Annotated in this window: 16 protein-coding genes; 9 read left to right on the forward strand and 7 right to left on the reverse strand. The window is 69.9% G+C overall.

From position 1 onward, the window contains the following. Nucleotides 1-53 precede the first annotated feature (53 nt). On the reverse strand, nucleotides 54-3,086 hold the full coding sequence (gene uvrA / locus CGL27_RS13880; RefSeq protein WP_119986953.1) for an excinuclease ABC subunit UvrA: 3,033 nt from the start codon (nucleotides 3,084-3,086) through the stop codon (nucleotides 54-56). 230 nt (nucleotides 3,087-3,316) lie between these two features. Between uvrA and CGL27_RS13885 the strand changes: the two genes are divergently transcribed. From CGL27_RS13885 to CGL27_RS13895, 3 genes are all read left to right on the forward strand, one after another. Continuing rightward, nucleotides 3,317-4,048, forward strand: a complete 732-nt coding sequence (locus tag CGL27_RS13885; protein ID WP_162952975.1) for a maleylpyruvate isomerase family mycothiol-dependent enzyme — start codon at nucleotides 3,317-3,319, stop codon at nucleotides 4,046-4,048. A 4-nt stretch (nucleotides 4,049-4,052) separates the two neighbouring features. Continuing rightward, nucleotides 4,053-4,709 (forward strand): MBL fold metallo-hydrolase, encoded by a 657-nt coding sequence (locus tag CGL27_RS13890; RefSeq protein WP_119986957.1) that lies wholly within the window; start codon nucleotides 4,053-4,055, stop codon nucleotides 4,707-4,709. Nucleotides 4,710-4,840: 131 nt separating this feature from the next. Then, on the forward strand, nucleotides 4,841-6,151 hold the full coding sequence (locus CGL27_RS13895; protein WP_119986958.1) for an MFS transporter: 1,311 nt from the start codon (nucleotides 4,841-4,843) through the stop codon (nucleotides 6,149-6,151). Between the two features lie 90 nt (nucleotides 6,152-6,241). Here the strand turns inward: CGL27_RS13895 and CGL27_RS13900 are convergent, their stop codons facing one another. From CGL27_RS13900 to uvrB, 4 genes are all read right to left on the reverse strand, one after another. Further along, entirely contained in the window at nucleotides 6,242-7,246 is a 1,005-nt protein-coding gene (locus CGL27_RS13900; protein ID WP_119986960.1) for a TerC family protein, read from the reverse strand. A gap of 222 nt (nucleotides 7,247-7,468) precedes the next feature. Continuing rightward, nucleotides 7,469-9,478 (reverse strand): TerD family protein, encoded by a 2,010-nt coding sequence (locus tag CGL27_RS13905; RefSeq protein ID WP_119986962.1) that lies wholly within the window; start codon nucleotides 9,476-9,478, stop codon nucleotides 7,469-7,471. A 170-nt stretch (nucleotides 9,479-9,648) separates the two neighbouring features. Continuing rightward, nucleotides 9,649-10,227, reverse strand: a complete 579-nt coding sequence (locus tag CGL27_RS13910; protein ID WP_078640828.1) for a TerD family protein — start codon at nucleotides 10,225-10,227, stop codon at nucleotides 9,649-9,651. 195 nt (nucleotides 10,228-10,422) lie between these two features. Continuing rightward, complete coding sequence (gene uvrB, locus CGL27_RS13915; protein ID WP_078640829.1) at nucleotides 10,423-12,561, reverse strand: excinuclease ABC subunit UvrB; 2,139 nt, start codon at nucleotides 12,559-12,561, stop codon at nucleotides 10,423-10,425. Nucleotides 12,562-12,775: 214 nt separating this feature from the next. Here uvrB and CGL27_RS13920 point away from each other — a divergent pair, with 214 nt between their 5' ends. From CGL27_RS13920 to CGL27_RS13935, 4 genes are all read left to right on the forward strand, one after another. Then, nucleotides 12,776-13,660: a glycerophosphodiester phosphodiesterase family protein gene (locus CGL27_RS13920; RefSeq protein ID WP_119986964.1), complete on the forward strand. Its 885-nt coding sequence runs from the start codon at nucleotides 12,776-12,778 to the stop codon at nucleotides 13,658-13,660. Nucleotides 13,661-13,831: 171 nt separating this feature from the next. Continuing rightward, on the forward strand, nucleotides 13,832-14,386 hold the full coding sequence (locus tag CGL27_RS13925) for a methylated-DNA--[protein]-cysteine S-methyltransferase (protein ID WP_162953289.1): 555 nt from the start codon (nucleotides 13,832-13,834) through the stop codon (nucleotides 14,384-14,386). A gap of 336 nt (nucleotides 14,387-14,722) precedes the next feature. Continuing rightward, the gene (locus CGL27_RS13930; RefSeq protein WP_078640832.1) at nucleotides 14,723-15,376 is read left to right on the forward strand and encodes a DUF4360 domain-containing protein; all 654 of its coding nucleotides are present in this window, start codon (nucleotides 14,723-14,725) and stop codon (nucleotides 15,374-15,376) included. 30 nt (nucleotides 15,377-15,406) lie between these two features. Then, on the forward strand, nucleotides 15,407-16,069 hold the full coding sequence (locus tag CGL27_RS13935) for a DUF4360 domain-containing protein (RefSeq protein ID WP_078640833.1): 663 nt from the start codon (nucleotides 15,407-15,409) through the stop codon (nucleotides 16,067-16,069). 57 nt (nucleotides 16,070-16,126) lie between these two features. Here CGL27_RS13935 and CGL27_RS13940 read toward each other — a convergent pair whose 3' ends face one another. Then, nucleotides 16,127-16,774 carry a uridine kinase gene (locus tag CGL27_RS13940; RefSeq protein WP_119986968.1) on the reverse strand — a complete coding sequence of 216 codons (648 nt, stop codon included), beginning with the start codon at nucleotides 16,772-16,774 and terminating at the stop codon, nucleotides 16,127-16,129. A gap of 78 nt (nucleotides 16,775-16,852) precedes the next feature. Between CGL27_RS13940 and CGL27_RS13945 the strand changes: the two genes are divergently transcribed. Then, nucleotides 16,853-17,395 (forward strand): DUF1697 domain-containing protein, encoded by a 543-nt coding sequence (locus CGL27_RS13945; RefSeq protein WP_119986970.1) that lies wholly within the window; start codon nucleotides 16,853-16,855, stop codon nucleotides 17,393-17,395. 109 nt (nucleotides 17,396-17,504) lie between these two features. On the opposite strand, the gene CGL27_RS13950 is transcribed toward CGL27_RS13945, so the two are convergent. Further along, complete coding sequence (locus CGL27_RS13950) at nucleotides 17,505-17,975, reverse strand: type II toxin-antitoxin system PemK/MazF family toxin (RefSeq protein WP_240450493.1); 471 nt, start codon at nucleotides 17,973-17,975, stop codon at nucleotides 17,505-17,507. A 64-nt stretch (nucleotides 17,976-18,039) separates the two neighbouring features. On the opposite strand from CGL27_RS13950, the gene CGL27_RS13955 reads away from it, so the two are divergent. Then, nucleotides 18,040-19,269: an FUSC family protein gene (locus tag CGL27_RS13955; RefSeq protein WP_237298832.1), complete on the forward strand. Its 1,230-nt coding sequence runs from the start codon at nucleotides 18,040-18,042 to the stop codon at nucleotides 19,267-19,269. The last annotated feature ends 14 nt before the right edge of the window (nucleotides 19,270-19,283 follow it).

A 19,283-nucleotide genomic window follows, 5' to 3' on the forward strand; every position in this document is an offset into this window, starting at 1 on the left:
GCGCCCGGTCGATCCGGGCGCGGCGTGGCGTATGGCAAGCGCGGGGGCCGGGGCTACTTCGCGGCCGTCCGCTTGGAGGCGACTGTGGTCTTGGCCGCCGCCTTCTTGGCCACGGTCTTCTTCGCCACGGTCTTCTTCGCCACGGTCTTCTTGGCCGCCGTGCTCTTGGTCGCGGCCTTCTTGGCGGGCGCCTTCTTGGCGGCCGCTCCGCCGTTGCGCGCGGCGGGCACCGTCGCGTCGCTCACCCAGTCGCCCAGCATGTCGCGCAGGAACTTCCCGGTGTGGCTGGCCGGGACGGAGGCCACTTCCTCCGGGGTGCCCTCGGCGATCACCAGACCGCCGCCGCTGCCGCCCTCGGGGCCCATGTCCACGACCCAGTCGGCCGTCTTGATCACATCGAGGTTGTGCTCGATGACGATCACGGTGTTGCCCTTGTCGACCAGACCGGAGAGCACGCTGATCAGCTTGCTGATGTCCTCGAAGTGCAGACCGGTGGTCGGCTCGTCCAGGACGTACACCGTGCGGCCGGTGGACCGCTTCTGCAGCTCGCTCGCCAGCTTGACGCGCTGGGCCTCACCGCCGGACAGGGTCGGCGCGGGCTGCCCGAGCCGGACATAGCCCAGCCCGACCTCGTTGAGCGTGCGCAGATGGCGGGCGATGGTGGGCACCGCCTCGAAGAAGTCCAGGGCCTCCTCGATGGGCATGTCCAGCACCTCGGCGATGGACTTGCCCTTGTAGTGCACCTCCAGGGTCTCCCGGTTGTAGCGCGCGCCGTGGCAGACCTCGCACGGCACATACACATCCGGCAGGAAGTTCATCTCGATCTTGATGGTGCCGTCACCGGAGCAGTTCTCGCAGCGGCCGCCCTTGACGTTGAAGGAGAACCGCCCGGGCTGGTACCCGCGGACCTTGGCCTCCATCGTCTCCGCGAACAGCTTGCGCACATGATCGAAGACGCCGGTGTACGTCGCCGGGTTGGACCGCGGGGTGCGGCCGATGGGCGACTGGTCGACATGGACCACCTTGTCGACGAGATCGTCGCCGGCGACCCGGGTGTGCCGCCCCGGAACCGCCCGCGCACCGTTCAGCTCGCGGGCCAGATGGGTGTAGAGGATGTCGTTGACCAGCGTGGACTTACCCGATCCGGAGACACCGGTGACGGCGGTGAGCACCCCCAGCGGGAAGGACACATCGATGTCCTGGAGGTTGTTCTCCCGGGCGCCGTGGACCGTCAGATGCCGCTTGGGGTCCACGGCCCGGCGCGCCGACGGCAGCGGGATGGCCTTCTTGCCGGACAGATAGTGCCCGGTCACCGAGTCCTCGTTGACCAGCAGCTCGCTCAGCGGCCCGCTGTGCACCACCTTGCCGCCGTGCTCACCCGCGCCCGGGCCGATGTCCACCACCCAGTCCGAGGTCTTGATGGTGTCCTCGTCGTGCTCCACGACGATCAGGGTGTTGCCGAGGTCGCGCAGCCGCACCAGCGTCTCGATCAGCCGGTGGTTGTCGCGCTGGTGCAGGCCGATGGACGGCTCGTCCAGCACGTACAGCACACCGACCAGACCGGAGCCGATCTGGGTGGCCAGCCGGATGCGCTGGGCCTCGCCGCCGGAGAGGGTGCCCGCGGCGCGGTTGAGCGAGAGGTAGTCCAGGCCGACATCGACCAGGAACCTCAGCCGCTCGTTGACCTCCTTGAGGACGCGCTCGGCGATGGTCTTCTCGCGCGGGCTCAGCTCCATGGCGCGCAGGAACTCGGCGCATTCGCTGATCGACATCGCCGAGACATCCGCGATGGACTTGTCCTGCACGGTGACCGCGAGAACGATCGGCTTGAGACGGGTGCCCTCACAGGTGGGGCAGGGCACCTCGCGCATATAGCCCTCGAACCGCTCCCGGCTGGCGTCGCTCTCCGCCTCCGAGTGGCGCCGCTTCACAAAGGGCACCGCGCCCTCGAAGGCCGTGGTGTACGCCCGCTGGCGGCCGTAGCGATTGCGGTAGCGGACCTCGATCTGGGTCCGGTGGCCGTTGAGCAGCGCCTTCTTGGCACGCTGCGGCAGCCCGGCCCAGGGGATGTCCGTACGGAAGCCGAGCGCGTCGGCGAGCGCGCCGACCAGCCGCCCGAAGTAGTCCTTGGTGTGGCCGTGGGACCAGGGGTGGATGGCGCCCTCGTCGAGCGACTTCTCCTCGTCCGGGATGATCAGCTCGGGGTCGACCTCCATCCGGGTGCCGATGCCGGTGCAGTCCGGGCAGGCACCGAAGGGCGAGTTGAAGGAGAAGGTGCGCGGCTCCAGCTCCTCGAAGGACAGGTCGTCGTACGGGCAGTACAGATGCTCGGAGAACATCCGCTCCCGCTGCGGGTCGTCCTCGTCGAGGTCGACGAAGTCGAGGATCACCATGCCGCCGGAGAGGCCGAGCGCGGTCTCCACCGAGTCGGTCAGCCGGCGCTTGGCGCTGTCCTTGACGGTCAGGCGGTCGATGACCACCTCGATGGTGTGCTTCTCCTGCTTCTTCAGCTTCGGCGGGTCGGAGAGCTGGATCGTGGTGCCGTCCACCCGGGCGCGGCTGTAGCCCTTGGTCTGGAGATCGGAGAAGAGGTCGACGAACTCCCCCTTGCGCTCGCGCACCAGCGGGGAGAGCACCTGGAAGCGGCTGCCCTCGGGGAGCTCCAGCACCCGGTCCACGATCGCCTGCGGCGACTGGCGGGCGATCGGACGGCCGCACTCGGGGCAGTGCGGCTTGCCGATGCGGGCGAACAGCAGCCGGAGGTAGTCATAGACCTCGGTGATGGTGCCGACGGTCGAGCGCGGATTCCGCGAGGTCGACTTCTGGTCGATCGACACCGCGGGGGACAGGCCCTCGATGAAATCCACATCGGGCTTGTCCATCTGCCCCAGGAACTGTCGGGCGTAGGAGGAGAGCGACTCGACGTAGCGGCGCTGCCCCTCGGCGAAGATCGTGTCGAACGCGAGGGACGACTTGCCCGACCCGGACAGCCCGGTGAAGACGATGAGCGAGTCGCGAGGAAGGTCGAGTGAGACGTTCTTGAGGTTGTGCTCGCGAGCGCCACGAACGATGAGACGGTCGGCCACGCCGGTCGGCACCTTTCTTGAGAGAGACGGGGTGCGCCGAGCCCGCTCGCCGGGGCGGCCCTGCCGGACGGAGCAGAGGCGGAGCGGAGCGAAACCCCCAACCCAGGGTATGGGGGCACGACGACGATGTCTTAAGGATGCAGCACACCGAGCCTATAGCACGCACATTCGATTTGCGGGCGGCGGGAGCCGACTTCACCCGATCGTGTGGTGCGGACTACGGTCGGGTCATGACCGACTACGTCAGGGACGCCCTCGCCGTGCAGGAGGCGACGGATCGGCTGCTGACCGCCGTCGCCGCCCTCGACGACGCGTCCCTCGTGAACCCCTCGCAGCTCCCCGGCTGGACCCGCGGCCATGTCCTGGCCCACCTGGCCCGCAACGCGGACGCCCTGGTGAACCTGGTCACCTGGGCCCGGACCGGCCAGGAGACCCCGATGTACGCCGACGCCCAGACACGCGACGCCGAGATCCGGCGCGACGCCGCCCGGCCGCTCGCCGTCCATCTGGACGACCTGCGCACCAGCGCCACCCGCTTCGACGCGGCGGCCACCGCACTGCCCCCGGAGCGCCTGCCGTACGAGGTGACCCTGCGCGGCGGGGTCCGGGAGCCGGCGGGCGGACTGCCACTGCGCCGCCTCGCCGAGGTCGAGCTGCATCATGTCGATCTCGGTATCGGCTACACCGTGGCGGATCTGCCCGCCACCTTCGTCGAGAGCCAGCTCACCGTGCTCATCGGTACAAGGTTCGCCGGGCGCCCGGATATTCCCCCGCTGCGGCTGGCCACCGGGCCCGGTGACGGGGACGTCCGGCACACCGGCCGCCCCGCCGCCCCCGGGGAGTCCCCGGTCACCGTCGCCGGCTCCCCCGCCGCCCTGCTGGGCTGGCTCACCGGCCGTACGGACGGCTCCGGCCTCTCCTGCCCGAACGGCCCCTTGCCCGTTCTCCCCGCACTAGGCTGAGGCCATGACCTACAGCGGAGTAGTGACGGTCGGTGGACCGGCGGACGTGCACGAACTGCCCGATCTGATGATCTCGAAGGTCGCGGTCGGCCCCATGAACAACAACGCGTACCTGCTGCGCTGCCGGGCCACCGACGAGCAGCTCCTGATCGACGCCGCCGCCGAGCCGCACACCCTGCTCTCCCTGATCGGCGAGAGCGGCATCGCCTCCGTCGTCACCACCCACCGCCACCAGGACCACTGGAGCGCGCTGCGCGAGGTGGTGGACGCCACCGGCGCCCGCACCTACGCGGGCCGGTACGACGCCGAGGGCATCCCGGTGCCGACCGATGTGCCGGTCGCGGACGGCGACACGGTGCGGGTCGGCCGGGTCGAGCTGACCGCGCGCCACCTGGTCGGCCACACGCCCGGCAGCATCGCCCTGGTCTACAACGACCCGCACGGCCATCCGCATGTGTTCACCGGCGACTGCCTGTTCCCGGGCGGCGTCGGCAACACATGGAAGGACTCCAAGGCGTTCGAGAGCCTGATCAACGACGTCGAGACCAAGCTCTTCGACCGGCTTCCGGACGAGACCTGGGTCTACCCCGGCCACGGCGACGACACCACGCTCGGCGCCGAGCGCCCGCACCTCGGGGAGTGGCGCGAGCGCGGCTGGTAGCGGCGCCGGTGGCGCGCGCGGCTCGCAGCGGCGCGCTCACGGCCCGAGAGCGCCGCGCACCTCCGTACGCCCCGTGACCCCTGGCGGGCCATGGCGGTTGTCGCGTCATGCACCATGACCGCTCTCCGTCCATGGCCCGCCTCGCCGCCGCGTCCCTGGCCGGCACCGCGATCGAGTTCTACGACTTCTTCGTCTACGGCACGGCCGCCGCGCTCGTCCTCGGCCCGCTGTTCTTCCCCACCTTCTCGCCGCTGGCAGGCACCCTCGCCGCCTTCGGCACCTTCGCCGTCGGCTTCGTCTCCCGGCCCCTGGGCTCGATGCTCTTCGGGCCCATCGGCGACCGCCACGGGCGCCGGCCGGTGCTCATCGCCTCCCTGCTGCTCACCGGCGTCGCGACCGTCGCCGTGGGCTTCGTCCCGACCTACGACTCGATCGGCATCGCCGCCCCCGTCCTGCTGCTCGTGCTGCGCTTTCTGCAGGGGCTGGGGCTCGGCGGCGAATGGGGCGGCGCGGTGCTGCTGACCGCCGAGCACGCGCCCGCGGAGCGGCGCGGGCTGTGGTCGGGCTTTCCGCAGGTCGGCCCGGCCGTCGGCTTTCTGCTGGCCAACGGCACGATGCTGGCACTGTCGGCCACGCTGAGCGATGCCGAGTTCCGGTCCTGGGGGTGGCGGGTGCCGTTCTGGGGCGCGGGGCTGCTGGCGGGCGCCGGGCTGCTGCTGCGGGCCCAGCTGACCGAGTCCCCGCGGTTCCAGGAGCTGGCCGAGCAGGGCGACCGGGCCGCCGCGCCGCTGGCCGAGGTGGTGCGCGGCCACTGGCGGCTGGTCCTGCTGACCGCGGGCGGGCTCGCGGTGGGCTATGCCGTCTTCTACGCGGTCACGACCTGGTCCCTGGCGTACGGCACGGAGCGGCTCGGTGTCGCGCGCACCACGCTGCTGGGCTGCATCATGGCGGCCGTGGCGGTCATGGGCGCCCTGACGCCTCTGGCGGCCCATCTCGGCGACCGCTTCGGGCGGCGGCCGCTGTGCCTGGTGGGCTGCGTGGCCACCATGGCGTGGATGTTTCCGCTGGTCGCGCTGTTGCGCACCGGTGAGCCGCCGCTGATGTTCCTCGGCATCCTGGGCGCGCTGCTCGCCTTCATCACCATGTTCGCGGTGACTGCGGCCTATCTGCCCGAGCTGTTCGAGGCGCGGGTGCGCTGCACGGGAGCGGCGCTCGGCTACAACCTCGCGGGCGTCCTGGGCGGGGCGCTCACACCGATCGTCGCGACGGCGCTGTCCCACGGGAACGGGCCGCCCTGGGGCGTCGCCGCGTATCTGACCGCCGCCGCGCTGCTGAGCCTGGGCTGCTTCGTCCTGCTGCCGGAGACACGGCCGACGGCCGACCGTCCGGATGGTGGACGATCGGCCGTACGGCCTCTGGAGGCCGGGGAGGCGGCTGTGTGAGCCGTCTCCCGGATCCGGGACGCGGACAGTCGCCGCACGCCTTCTGACGCCGTCGGGCGTGTCAGGGCGGTGACGCCGCGGAAGACACCGTCAGACGTCGACGCTGTCCTTGTCCCGGTCCCGGTCCTCCCCGTTCCCCGCCTCCGCCAGGGCCAGTTTCTTCGAGGCGTAGAGACTGGTGACCGTCGTGACGGCGAGCACCGCGCAGATGACGCCGAGCGAGACGGGGATGCTGATCTCCGGGACATGCACCCCGGCCTCGTGCAGCGCGTGCAGCACCAGCTTGACGCCGATGAAGCCGAGGATGATCGACAGCCCGTACGAGAGGTGGACCAGCTTCTTGAGCAGGCCGCCGATCAGGAAGTACAGCTGGCGCAGGCCCATCAGCGCGAAGGCGTTGGCGGTGAAGACGATGTACGGGTCCTGGGTGAGACCGAAGATCGCGGGTATCGAGTCCAGCGCGAACAGGACGTCCGTGGTGCCGATCGCCAGCATGACGATCAGCATCGGGGTCATCAGCCGCTTGCCGTTCTCCATGATGAACAGCTTGGTGCCGTGGTACTGGTCGGTGGACGGGACCCGCTTCTCGACCGCCTTGAGCAGCCGGTTCTCCTCGAACTCCTCTTCCTCCTCATCGGCCCGCGCCTCCTGGACGAGCTTCCAGGCGGTCCAGATGAGGAAGGCACCGAAGATGAAGAAGACCCACGAGAAGGTCGAGACGATCGCGGCGCCGGCGGCGATGAAGACCGCGCGCAGCACGAGGGCGATGAGCACGCCCACCATGAGCACACGCTGCTGGTAGATCGTCGGCACGGAGAACTTCGCCATGATCAGAACGAAGACGAAGAGGTTGTCGACGCTCAGCGACTTCTCGGTGATGAAGCCCGCGAAGAACTCACCGGAGGGCTGGCCGCCCGCGAAGACCAGCAGCCCGAGCCCGAAGAGCACGGCGAGAGCGACCCAGACGGCCGTCCAGATCCCGGCCTCCTTGATGGAGACCTCATGCGGTTTGCGGCCGCCTATGAAGAAGTCGGCGGCGATGAGGGCGCAGAGGCCGACGATCGTCAGCCCCCACATGGTCACGGAAACGTCCACAGTTCCTCCGGCATTCGTACGGCAATCTCAGCGTCGTCGCTGCCGGAGGTCTCTTCCGCCCATGGACCGCGCCACGGACCGGCGCCCCGGGATTCCGTCCGGCCTCCTGGGGCCGGACGGAATCCGTGGTGACGGGAACACCGCTAAAGGAGTACTCCCCTCCGCGTATACGAGGGTACAGGAATCCCCATGGAAGAGTAAAGAGATGGGCAAAAGGCCAGGTCAGTTGCCATATGACGGGCGGGCCCTGGCAGCCTTCAGAGCCTTCGCGGCCCGGCCTGCCTCCCCCAGGACCTGGTCCAGCACCCGGCTGCCCGGCGGCACCATCGACGGCTCGTACGTCCACGCATGGCCCACCCAGGGGTCGGCGAGGTGGTCGTCGGCGACCGGGGTGAGCCGCAGCAGCGACCGCCACAGCGGGTCCAGCACCGGACCGTAGGCCCGCGCGTCCTCGCGGTCGGCGACCATCATCAGATGCACGCCCACCGCTGGCCCCTCGTCCGCCAGATAGCGCAGCTGGGTGACGGCCCGGTCGTCGAAACCGTGCGGGAAGTCGTGGACGATCAGCAGCTGCTCTGCGGTGTCCAGATCGGGCGGCAGCGCGTCCGTGGCGCCACTGCGGACCGCCATCTGCACCAGGTCGACGCGCCGGGTCAGGGCGGCCAGCACCGAGGAGACCCCCTGGGCTCCGGCCGCCGGCGGCTCGGCCAGCGCACCCGACCCCACCAGCGGGGCGAACGAGCCCGCGGCCGAACCCGCCGGGTCGATCACATGCACCGCGATCTCCCCCGCCGGATAGACGGCCAGCAGCCGCGCGGCGATGGCGACCGCCGCGTCCGCGGCCAGCCTGCGCAGCTCACCGGAGTCGGCCGGCCCGTCGTCGAACCCGCCCGAACGCCCGGCATCGATCCACAGCCCCCGCTCCAGCGGCAGCCGCACCAGCATGGGGATGCGCAGACCGGTGCGCTCCGGGAGGTGCAGATCGCCCACGCGCAGGGCCATCGGGACCTCCATCGGCACCTGGTACGCCTGCCACACCGGGCTGTCCCAGCGGGCGTAGGCGGGCGGCAGCGCGGGCTCCACCACCTCGGCCTCGGCGGTGAGCTGTGCCAGATCGCGGTCGAGGGCCGCGCGGGCCTGCTCGACGAGGTCGGCGTGCTTGGCGCGCGCCTCGGCGCGGGCGGAGTCGGCGGCCGGGCCGACCCGGGTGCGCGGGTCGGAGAGCACCCGGTCCAGCTCCTGCTCCATCCGGGACTCGGCGAAGTCCACGGCACTGCGGTAGGCCGCGGCCGTCCGGGCCAGGTCCTCGAACATCCCCCAGACCTGGTTGTAGAGCCGCTCGTCCATGGTCCAGCCGGAGGCGTCGCCCGCGACCGGCTGGGCGGGCTGTCCGGGTGCGGCGGGCGGCGCGGCGGGCGGCGCGGCGGGCGCGGGCGTCGGCGGCGCGGCCGTACGGCGGCCCGGGTGCTCGTAGTTGACCGGCCCTCCGGGGGCGGGCGCGCCCGGAGGCTGCTGCGAAGGGGTCTGTGGCTGGGCGGGGGCCGGGTCGGCGCCGCCGCCCGCAGGCACCGAATCGCCACCGCCGCCCGCGGGGGCCGGGTCGGCTCCGCCACCCGCGGCGGCCGTGCGCACCCGGCCGTCGCCCTCGGGGCGGGGCGGGGGCTGGGCGACCGAGCGGGCCATGCCCCGCGCCACCGCCTCGTTGATCCGCGCCGCGAGGTCGGTGGCCTCCGCCAGCCCCTGGTCGTGCAGCATGGCGGCCAGCCCGCCCGCGTACCCCTGGCCGACGGCGCGCACCTTCCAGGCGCCCTGCCTGCGGTAGAGCTCCAGGGCGGCCACCGCGGACTCCGAGTCCAGATCGGTGATGGTGTAGCCGGCGATCTCGGTGCCGTCGAGGCCGGTGACGGCGACGAACGGCGCGGCCATGACGCCGAACCGGGCCGGGCCGCCGACGCCGGCCGGCAGCGCGAGCAGCACGGTGACCCGGTGGATATGGCCGGGCATCGCGTCGAGGTCGACGGCGAGCCGGTGGTCGGCCGCCGCCTGTTTGGGCACCTCTATCCCGGCGAGCTGGGGCGAGGCGGGATGCGCGACCCATTCCGCGCCGTGCACCGTGCCCCGCTCATCGCCGAGTGTCGCCCCGGCCACGATCGGATTGCCCGCAGAGATCCGGATCTCCAAACGGGTCTGGGGCAGGGGGTGGTTCTGCCCTCGGACCAGCTCGGCCGTCATGGCTGCGTCCCCTCGTTGTATTCCGCTGATGGCATAGGTGTGCGGTGAGCGCGTCGGCCCGGCGAGCTGTGCTCCACCGGGCCGACGCGCTCATCCGGGCGGTTCGCCTCCGGGGCGGATCCGCTGATCAACTTGTCCGCCGTTCGTCCGAGCGGCGGTGACGGGCCCTTTTACAGATGCGGCACGATGTGCGGCATCAGGTCCTGGAAGGTACGCCCGTTGGCCGGCTCGCCGACCGCCTTCATCTGCCAGGCGCTGCCCGCGCGCTGGACCGTGGCCATGATCTGGGCGGTGTACTGCCCGCCACCGGTGAGGGTGTAGCGGGCGAGCTCCTGCCCGTTGGTCTCGTCCACCAGCCGGCAGAACGCGTTCTGCACCTCGGCGAAGGTCTGGCCGGTGAAGGAGTTCACCGTGAAGACGATCTGGTCGATGTGGACGGGCACCCGCTGCAGATCGACCAGGATCGCCTCGTCGTCGCCGCCCTGCCCGGCCCCGCCCACGAGATTGTCACCGGTGTGGCGGACCGAGCCGTCATCGCTGACCAGGTGGCGGAAGAAGACGACATCGGTCGGCTGCTTGTCGGCGAAGAGGACGGCCGACGCATCGAGGTCGATCTCCCTCGTACGGGAGCCGAACAGTCCGCGGCGGGGCGCCGCCTGCCAGCCCAGCCCCATCCGCACCGCGGTCAGGGCGCCCCCGTCGGCCTTCTGCAGGCTGATGGCCTGTCCCTTGGACATGTTGACCGTCACGCGCTGTCCCTACTCTCGTCTCTCGATTCCCCGTGGCCGCCGCGGGTGTGCGGCCGTGGCCGCGCCGTATGCACGGCCCTCCGAAAACCCTATGCACTGCCGCCAGGGCTCCGGCCGGACGAGCGGGCTTTTGTGTCGGTCTTGCAACACAGCGAAGCTGCGGGCGCCCCGACGAAGGCCCGGGGCGCCCGGCCGTCAGGAGACTCCCGCCTCCCTCATCTGCCGCAGCTCCTTCTTCAACTCCGACACCTCGTCGCGCAGTCGCGCCGCCACCTCGAACTGGAGCTCCGCCGCCGCGGCCCGCATGCGGTCGGTCATCTCCTCGATCTGCTCCGCGAGCTCGGCCGCGGGCCGGTCGGTCAGCACTTCTTCCTTGGCCTTGCCCTTGGCGGCCTTGCCGCCCTTGGCCGTCTTGCCGCCGGCCGCCGGCACGGGGGTCTTCGCGTCCTTGCCGTCCTTCACCTTGCGGTAGCCGGTGCCGAGCAGCTGCTCGGTGTCGACGTCCTCGCGGGCGATCTGGGCCACGATGTCGTTGATCTTCTTGCGCAGCGGCTGCGGATCGATCTTGTTCGCCTTGTTGTACGCGATCTGCTTGTCGCGGCGGCGGTTGGTCTCGTCGATGGCCTTCGCCATCGCCGGGGTGACCTTGTCGGCGTACATATGCACCTGGCCCGACACGTTACGAGCGGCACGGCCGATGGTCTGGATCAGCGAGGTGCCCGAGCGCAGGAAGCCCTCCTTGTCGGCGTCGAGGATGGCGACCAGGGAGACCTCCGGAAGGTCGAGGCCCTCCCGCAGCAGGTTGATGCCCACCAGCACGTCGAACTCACCGGCGCGCAGCTCGCGCAGCAGCTCGACGCGGCGCAGGGTGTCCACATCGCTGTGCAGATAGCGCACCTGGATGCCCAGCTCGAGCATGTAGTCGGTCAGGTCCTCGGCCATCTTCTTGGTGAGGGTGGTGACCAGGACGCGCTCGTCCTTCTCGGTGCGGGTGCGGATCTCGTGGATGAGATCGTCGATCTGGCCTTCGGTCGGCTTGACGACGACCTCGGGGTCGATCAGACCGGTCGGGCGGATGATCTGCTCCACGAAGCCATCGCCCCGGGAGAGCTCGAACGGGCCCGGGGTCGCGGAGAGATAGACCGTCTGGCCGACGCGCTTCAAGAACTCCTCCCACTTCAGCGGGCGGTTGTCGAGCGCGGAGGGCAGCCGGAAGCCGTGCTCGATCAGGGTCCGCTTACGGGAGGCGTCGCCCTCGTACATCGCGCCGATCTGCGGCACCGTGACATGCGACTCGTCGATGACCAGGAGGAAGTCCTCCGGGAAGTAGTCCAGCAGGGTGTGCGGCGGGGAGCCGGACTCACGGCCGTCGATGTGCAGCGAGTAGTTCTCGATGCCCGAGCAGGTGCCGATCTGGCGCATCATCTCGATGTCGTAGGTGGTGCGCATCCGCAGCCGCTGGGCCTCCAGCAGCTTGCCCTGCTTCTCCATCCGGGCCAGGGTCTCCGTGAGCTCGGCCTCGATCCCGGCGATGGCCTTCTCCATGCGCTCGGGCCCGGCCACATAGTGGCTGGCCGGGAAGACATAGAGCTCCCGGTCCTCGCTGATCACCTCGCCGGTGAGCGGGTGGAGCGTGGAGAGCGCCTCGATCTCGTCGCCGAACATCTCGATGCGGACCGCGAGCTCCTCGTAGACCGGGAAGATCTCGATGGTGTCGCCGCGGACCCGGAAGGTGCCCCGGGTGAAGGCCATGTCATTACGGGCGTACTGGATATCGACAAAGCGACGCAGCAGCTGATCGCGGTCGATCTCCTCGCCGACCTTGAGCGGCACCATGCGGTCCACGTACTCCTGCGGCGTACCGAGGCCGTAGATGCAGGAGACGGATGCCACCACGATCACGTCACGCCGGGTGAGCAGCGAATTCGTGGCCGAGTGGCGCAGCCGCTCCACCTCCTCGTTGATCGAGGAGTCCTTCTCGATATAGGTGTCCGACTGCGGGACGTACGCCTCGGGCTGGTAGTAGTCGTAGTACGAGACGAAGTACTCGACCGCGTTGTTCGGCAGCAGCTCGCGGAACTCATTGGCCAGCTGGGCGGCGAGCGTCTTGTTCGGAGCCATGACCAGCGTGGGCCGCTGCAGTTTCTCGATCATCCACGCGGTGGTCGCGGACTTACCGGTGCCGGTCGCACCGAGCAGCACGACATCCTTCTCACCCCCGCGCACACGCCGTTCGAGGTCGGCGATGGCGGTGGGCTGGTCACCGCTGGGCTGATAGGGGCTGACGACCTCGAAGGGCGCCACCTTGCGTTCGAGCTGAGTTACGGGCCGCATGAGACCAACCGTACGACTCGCCACTGACAACGGCGGGGCGTTCCCGCGCGCCGCCCGCCGCAGACCCTCTGGCCGAATTTAGATGATCATGCGCCTGATGTCGCCTGTGGCATGAATTTTACGTCCATCCGATACCTATCCTCCGCTACCGCGCATCTGGGACCCTCTGCCCGTCCATGAGTCAGACGAGAGTCAGACGACGCGAGGAGTCCGTATGCAGATCCGCCCGGCCGCCGCGTTAACCGGCGCGCTCATCGGGATGTCCGCGCTCTTCCTTCCCACGGCCTCGGCGACGGCCCAGGCCACCGGCCAGACGCACCACCACACGGTCACCGTGGCCCATCGCGGCGCCTCCGCGTACGCCCCCGAGAACACCCTGGCCGCCGTCGACGCCGCCGACGACCTGGGCATCGACTGGGTGGAGAACGACGTCCAGCGCACCAGGGACGGCGAGCTGATCGTGATGCACGACACCACGCTGAACCGGACCACCGACGTCGAGCAGGTCTTCCCGGACCGGGCGCCCTGGAACATCTCCGACTTCACCCTCGACGAGATCGAGAAGCTGGACGCCGGAAGCTGGTTCGGCGCCGAGTTCCAGGGCGAGACGGTGCCGACCCTGGAGGAGTACATGGACCGGGTTTCGGACAACCACCAAAAGCTCCTGCTGGAGCTCAAGGCGCCTGAGCTCTATCCGGGGATCGAACGCCAGACGCTGCGGGAGCTGCGCAGAGAGGGCTGGCTGGACCACCGGCACAAGCGCCGGCTGATCATCCAGAGCTTCAGCGCCGACTCCGTGCGGTCGGTCCACCGGCTGCGGCCGGACCTCAAGACCGGCTTCCTGGGCACCCCGGCCGTCGCCGACCTGCCGGAGTACGCCGAGTTCTCCGACCAGATCAACCCCAGCTACAAGACCATCGACGCCGGTTACGTGGCCGCGGTGCGGGCGGTGGACGGGGCGCACGGCAAGCCGCTGGAGGTCTACACCTGGACCGTCAACGACGGCCCGTCGGCGGTCTCGGCCGCGGGCATGGGCGTGAACGGCATCATCACCAACAAGCCCGATGTGATCCGGGACGCCCTCGACGACGCCTCGTAACCCACGGCTCCCGGACGAGTCGCCCCGCCGGCCGACCGGCGGGGCGCTGTCGGTGGCGGGTTCTACGCTGAGGGCGTGACGATCGCGGAGCGGCAGACACGGCGGGACCCGCACGAGGGGCCGGAGCGGCGGGACGCCCGCGCCTGGGCCTGGGCGGTCCCGGCCACGCCCATCGGCCCGCTGCTGCTCGCGGCCACGGACGAGGGGCTGGTCCAGGTGGTCTTCCACGCGGAGGAGAAGACGGCGGCCGAGGCCGTCGCCAGGCTTACGCGCCGCCTCGGCGCCGAGCCCACGCCGATGCCGTCCGCGGGCTCCGGCACCGTGGCCACCGGCACCGCGGCCACCCCGGCGGCGCCTCGCTGCGCCGAGCATCTCGCCGAGGCGATCCGGCAGGTGGAGAGCTATTTCGCCGAGGACACCAAGGCGTTCACCCTCTCCCTGGACTGGTCCCTGACCACCGGCTTCAACCGCCGGGTGCTGCGCGAGCTGGCCGCCCATGTCCCCTACGGCACGGTCGTCGGCTATCAGGACCTCGCCGACCGGGTGGGCGAGCCGGGCGCGGCCCGCGCCGTCGGCATGGCCATGGGCAGCAATCCACTGCCGGTCGTGGTCCCCTGCCACCGGGTGGTCGAGAGCGACGGCGGCATCGGCGGCTTCGGCGGCGGGCTGGAGACCAAGCGCTCCCTGCTGGCACTGGAAGGCGTTCTTCCGCAACCGCTCTTCTGAATCGTTCTTCCCGGCCGGGACGGAAATATCTTGTTCCGGAATTCCTCGGCCGTCTTGTGGCGCTTGCCTATCACCCCTATCTTAAGAGCGCCCATCGCCCTGGCTTTCCGTCACCCGCCGGGCATGGGGCTCTCATTGCGTTCGGCCGTACGAACCGTACCGCGCGATAACGCTCTTCCCCGCTCTTCTGCTCTTGCGCTCTTCCCCGTTCCACCGATCTTCCGCTCCACCCGCTCCTGCGGTTCCCCCTGCCCTACCCCCGCACGCCCTGTTCTTCCCGCTCCTTGGAAATTCATCGCTCAACTACGTCCCCACAAGTGATCGAATTGGAGAGCCATGTCCGGTGTTCTGCTCGCGGGCGGCGCGGTCGCGGCGCTATTCGCCTCGGCCCTTTCCACTCAAGGTGTTTCCTCGGCTCCTGATGGACCGCCGGAAAAGATCCAGATAAGCGTCAAGACGGTGAACGGCTCGGGCTGCCCCAAGGGCACCGCCGCCGTGGCCGCCGCCGCCGACAACTCGGCCTTCACCGTGACCTACAGCGACTATCTCGCCCAGGTGGGCCCCGACGCGGATCCGACCGACATCCGCAAGAACTGCCAGCTCAGCCTCGGCGTGCATGTGCCGCAGGGCTTCACGTACGCCATCGCCCAGGTCGACTACCGGGGTTATGGCTACCTCGAAAAGGGCGCCAAGGGCACCGAGAAGGCGAGTTACTACTTCCAGGGCTCGGCGGACACCGCGTCACGGACCCATGAATTCAGCGGCCCGTACAACGACAACTGGCAGACCACCGACAGCACCGACTACAGCGCCCTGGTGTGGGCCCCCTGCGGCCAGGACCGCAACTTCAACGTCAACACCGAGCTGCGGGTCAGCGCCGGTACCTCTTCCACGGGCAGCACCAGCTTCATGGCCATGGACTCGACGGACGGCGGCGTCAGCACCATTTACCACCTCGCCTGGAAGGAATGCCCCTCCGCCGTCCAGTAGCACGGTAAAACCACCATCGAATGGAGAATCATGCCCGGTGTTCTGTACGCAGGCGGCGTGGTCGCGGCGTTATTCGCCTCGACGCTCACTTCCCAGGCATATGCGCAACCCCCGTTCGACACCGTGCCACCCGACAAGATCGTGATCACTGTCGCGACCGTGAATGGATCGGGCTGCCCGGCGGGCACCGCGGCGATCGCCGTCTCCCCCGATAACACGGCCTTCACCGTGACCTACAGCGAGTATCTCGCCCAGGTGGGCGTGGGATCCAAGCCGACGGACTTCAGAAAGAACTGTCAGCTGAGTCTGGTCACGCATGTGCCACAGGGCTTCTCCTACGCCATCGCCAGTGTCGACTACCGTGGTTTCGCCCATCTGGAAAAGGGCGCGTCCGCCACCCAGAAAGCCTCGTACTACTTCCAGGGGCAGTCGCAGACCTCGTCCAACACGCATGAGTTCGCCGGTTCCTACGACGACAACTGGCAGGTCACCGACACGGCCGATATCGCGACCGTGGTGTGGTCGCCCTGCGGTGAACTCCGCAACTTCAACATCAACACCGAGTTGCGGGCCAACGCCGGAACGTCCAACACCAAGGAAACGACCAGCTTCATCGCGATGGACTCGACCGACGGCGATGTGAGCACCACCTATCACTTCGCCTGGAAGGAATGCCCGTCGGCCAAGAAGTGACCTTCCGCGCACCACCCCGGACATGACGTCCTGCGCACCGCCCCGAGTCGTACCCGGTTACGGCTCGGGGCGGTGCCAGGCCGGATGCCGGGGATCGTCCATCCGCACCACCACATCCGCCGCCTCACCGGGCACCACCTCGTCCTCGTAGCGCGCGAAGGCCGGCAGCGTCCAGCGGTCGTCCTCCTCCGTGCGGCGGGCGAGGGCGGCCGGGGACAGCCGCAGATGCACCGACAGATCGAACGGGAACCAGTGCCCCAGCAGCAGAGCGCCGTGCAGCAGCAGCACCCCGCCCCGCGGAAGTTCGGCGTACGGGCTGCGTGTGGCCCGGTCGGTCACCGGATCCCACAGGTCGGGCAGCACCCGCCCGGTGCCGCCCGCCCCCGGGTCCAGCGGATCGAAGACCTCGCGCCACAGGGCGCCGGTGTCCAGCCAGCGGTCGTAGTACGCGTCGGGGTCCCGCTTCCCGTACTCATAGCGCAGCGAGGCGGGCCGCCAGAACCCCGCCGACCCGACCACCAGCACCGGACGCCCCCGGATCCGCAGCGCCTCCGACAGATCCCGCGCCAGCTCGGCGGTGGGCGCCGCCGGAGCCCCGTCGACGGCCACCCTCAGCCAGGGGCCGCCGTCCGCCGCCGTCAGCCCGGCGATGCGGTCGGCGGTCACATCGGTCAGCCGTTCCCAGGTGATCGCTTCGAGCCGCACGCCCCCATCATGCCGTGGGCCCCACGGCATGGGCCGCGGGGCCCGGCTCCCCGGCTCAGGGAGAGGTACCCTCCGGCCATGGCATTTCAGATAGCGCTGCTCCGCGGCATCAATGTGGGCGGGAACAGGAAGTTCCCCATGGCCCGGCAGCGTGAGCTGATGGCCGAGCTGGGTTTCGAGGACGTCACCGTCCACCTCCAGACCGGCAATATCGTCTTCGCCGACCCCGGCACCCCGCCCGAGCGGACGGCCCGAACCCTCGAGGACGGCTTCGCCGCCGACCTCGGCTTTCCCGTGCCCGTCATGGTCCGTACGCGCGATGAGCTGGCCGCGACGATCGAGGCCAACCCCTATCCGGAGGCCGCGGCCGAGCCCAAGACCCTGCATGTGGTCTTCCTGGCGGACGTGCCCACGGACACGGCCACGCTGGACGCGGTGGATCCGGCCACCTACGCCCCGGACGAGTTCCGCCTCATCGGCCGCGAGATCTTCCTGCGCTGCCCGGACGGGGTCGGCCGCTCCAAGCTGGCGGCGAAGGTCACCAACGCCCGGCTCGGCGTGCCGGCCACCGCCCGCAACTGGAACACGGTCACCAAGCTGCTGGCGCTGGCCGACGCCTGAGACGTCTCCTCGGCGAGAGGCACGTCCCGCAACCGCCGAGGCGCATTCCCCACCCTGAGGCGCGTTCCCCAGCGTGACCCTGAGGCGCGTTCCCCGGCGTGAGACTTTCTCAGCTCCAGCCGTACCGCTGCCGCAGCCGCATCACGACTAGGTCGAAGCGCGGCCGGTCGAGTGCGCACGCCTCGCGCCGCATCCCGTCCGGGTGCACCCGCAGCACCCGGTCCACATCGACCCAGGAGTCCCGCCCGGCCCGGTCCCAGGGCCCGGAGCCGATCGGCACCCACTCGCGGTCGGCGTCATGCCGCTTGCTCGACAGCTGCACGGCGAGCAGCGTCCCGCCCCGCTCCCGCGCGACCACCAGCACCGGCCGGTCCTTGCCGCGGCCGTCGTTCTCCTCGTACGGCACCCATGTCCAGACGATCTCCCCGGGGTCCGGGTCCCCGTCCGGATCGGGTGCGTACTCCGTCCGTACCCGCCCGACCTGGCGCGGATGAGCCTCGACGGTGGCGGCGGTACCGGTGCTTCCGGGAAGCGCCGCGCCGTCCTCCGTCCCCTGCGTTCCGTTGAATGGCCTGATCACGCGCGACACGTTAACCCGTACGCGGCGGCCGATGACATGGCGGCCCCCTCCGCGTGGAAGGGGCATGTACGTGCCTGATGTTCCCGACCCGGTGGCAGAGTTCGTCAAACGGCGCCACGATCCGGTCGTCGTCCAGACAGTGCGTTCCACGGCGGCCGCGACCATCGCGTACGTCGTCGCCCTCGAGCTCAGCAAGGAACCCGCCCCGCTCACCGCCCCGCTGACCGCCCTCCTGGTCGTCCAGGTCACCCTCTACGCGACCCTCACCCGGAGCCTGCGCAGGGTCGAGGCCGTGATCGTGGGCGTCCTGATCGCCATCGCCTTCAGCGTGCTGGTGGGGCTGACCTGGTGGAGTCTGTGCCTGATCATCCTCGCCGCCCAGACCGCCGGCTATCTCACCCGGGTGGGCGACTGGGTCCAGGAGGTGGCGATCAGCGCCATGCTGGTCCTCGGCGTGACGCAGGTGACCACCTACGCCTGGGACCGGGTGCTGGAGACCCTCATCGGAGCCGGTGTCGGGATGGCCTTCAACTTCTTCCTCGCCCCTCCGGTGTGGGTCGAGACGGCCGGCAAGTCGATCGAGGACCTGGCCCGCCGGATGCGTCAGCTCATGCTGCACATTGGCCAGGAGCTCGGCAGTCAGATGGCCGTCGACCGCGCCGCCGCCCGTCTCTACGAGGCCCGGCGGCTCGACCACGACATCGCCCAGGTCGACGCCGCACTCCGCCAGGCGGAGGACAGCGTGCGGCTCAACCCCCGCGTCAAGGAGGGCCTCCTCTACCGCGTGGTGCTCCGCACCGGCCTGGACACGCTGGAGATCTGCACCGTCATCCTGCGTGTCATGTCCCGGACCCTGACCGACCTCGCCAAGGCGCGGACGGAGGAGCCCCTCTTCCCCCCGGAGGTGGCGGAGGCCCTCAAGGACCTCTTCGTCCATCTCGCCGCCGCCGTCGAGAGCTTCGCCGTCCTGGTCACCACGCAGGTCAGCGCGAACGCCGAAGAAGCCGAATCCCGGCTCTCCAGCGAGCTTGTGAAGGCCCACGCCAGCCGCGACCGCGGCGCCGATCTCCTGCTGCGCCGCGTCCAGGAGCACCCTCGCCAGTGGCAGCTCCACGGTGCCCTGCTCGCGGAGATCGACCGCATCCTCGACGAACTCGACATGGAGCAGCGTTCCAAACGCCTCATGGAAGAGCTCGACCGCAGCACCCGCGAGAAGCGCGAGCGCTTTCGCTTCCTCCACAAGATCCAGCGCTGGATCCGGCGCGACCGTAAGGACGGCTCCACGGCTGTCTGAGCGGGATCCGGGGG

The sequence above is a fragment of the Streptomyces sp. 11-1-2 genome (genome assembly GCF_003595545.1).
Lineage (GTDB): Bacteria > Actinomycetota > Actinomycetes > Streptomycetales > Streptomycetaceae > Streptomyces > Streptomyces hygroscopicus_B.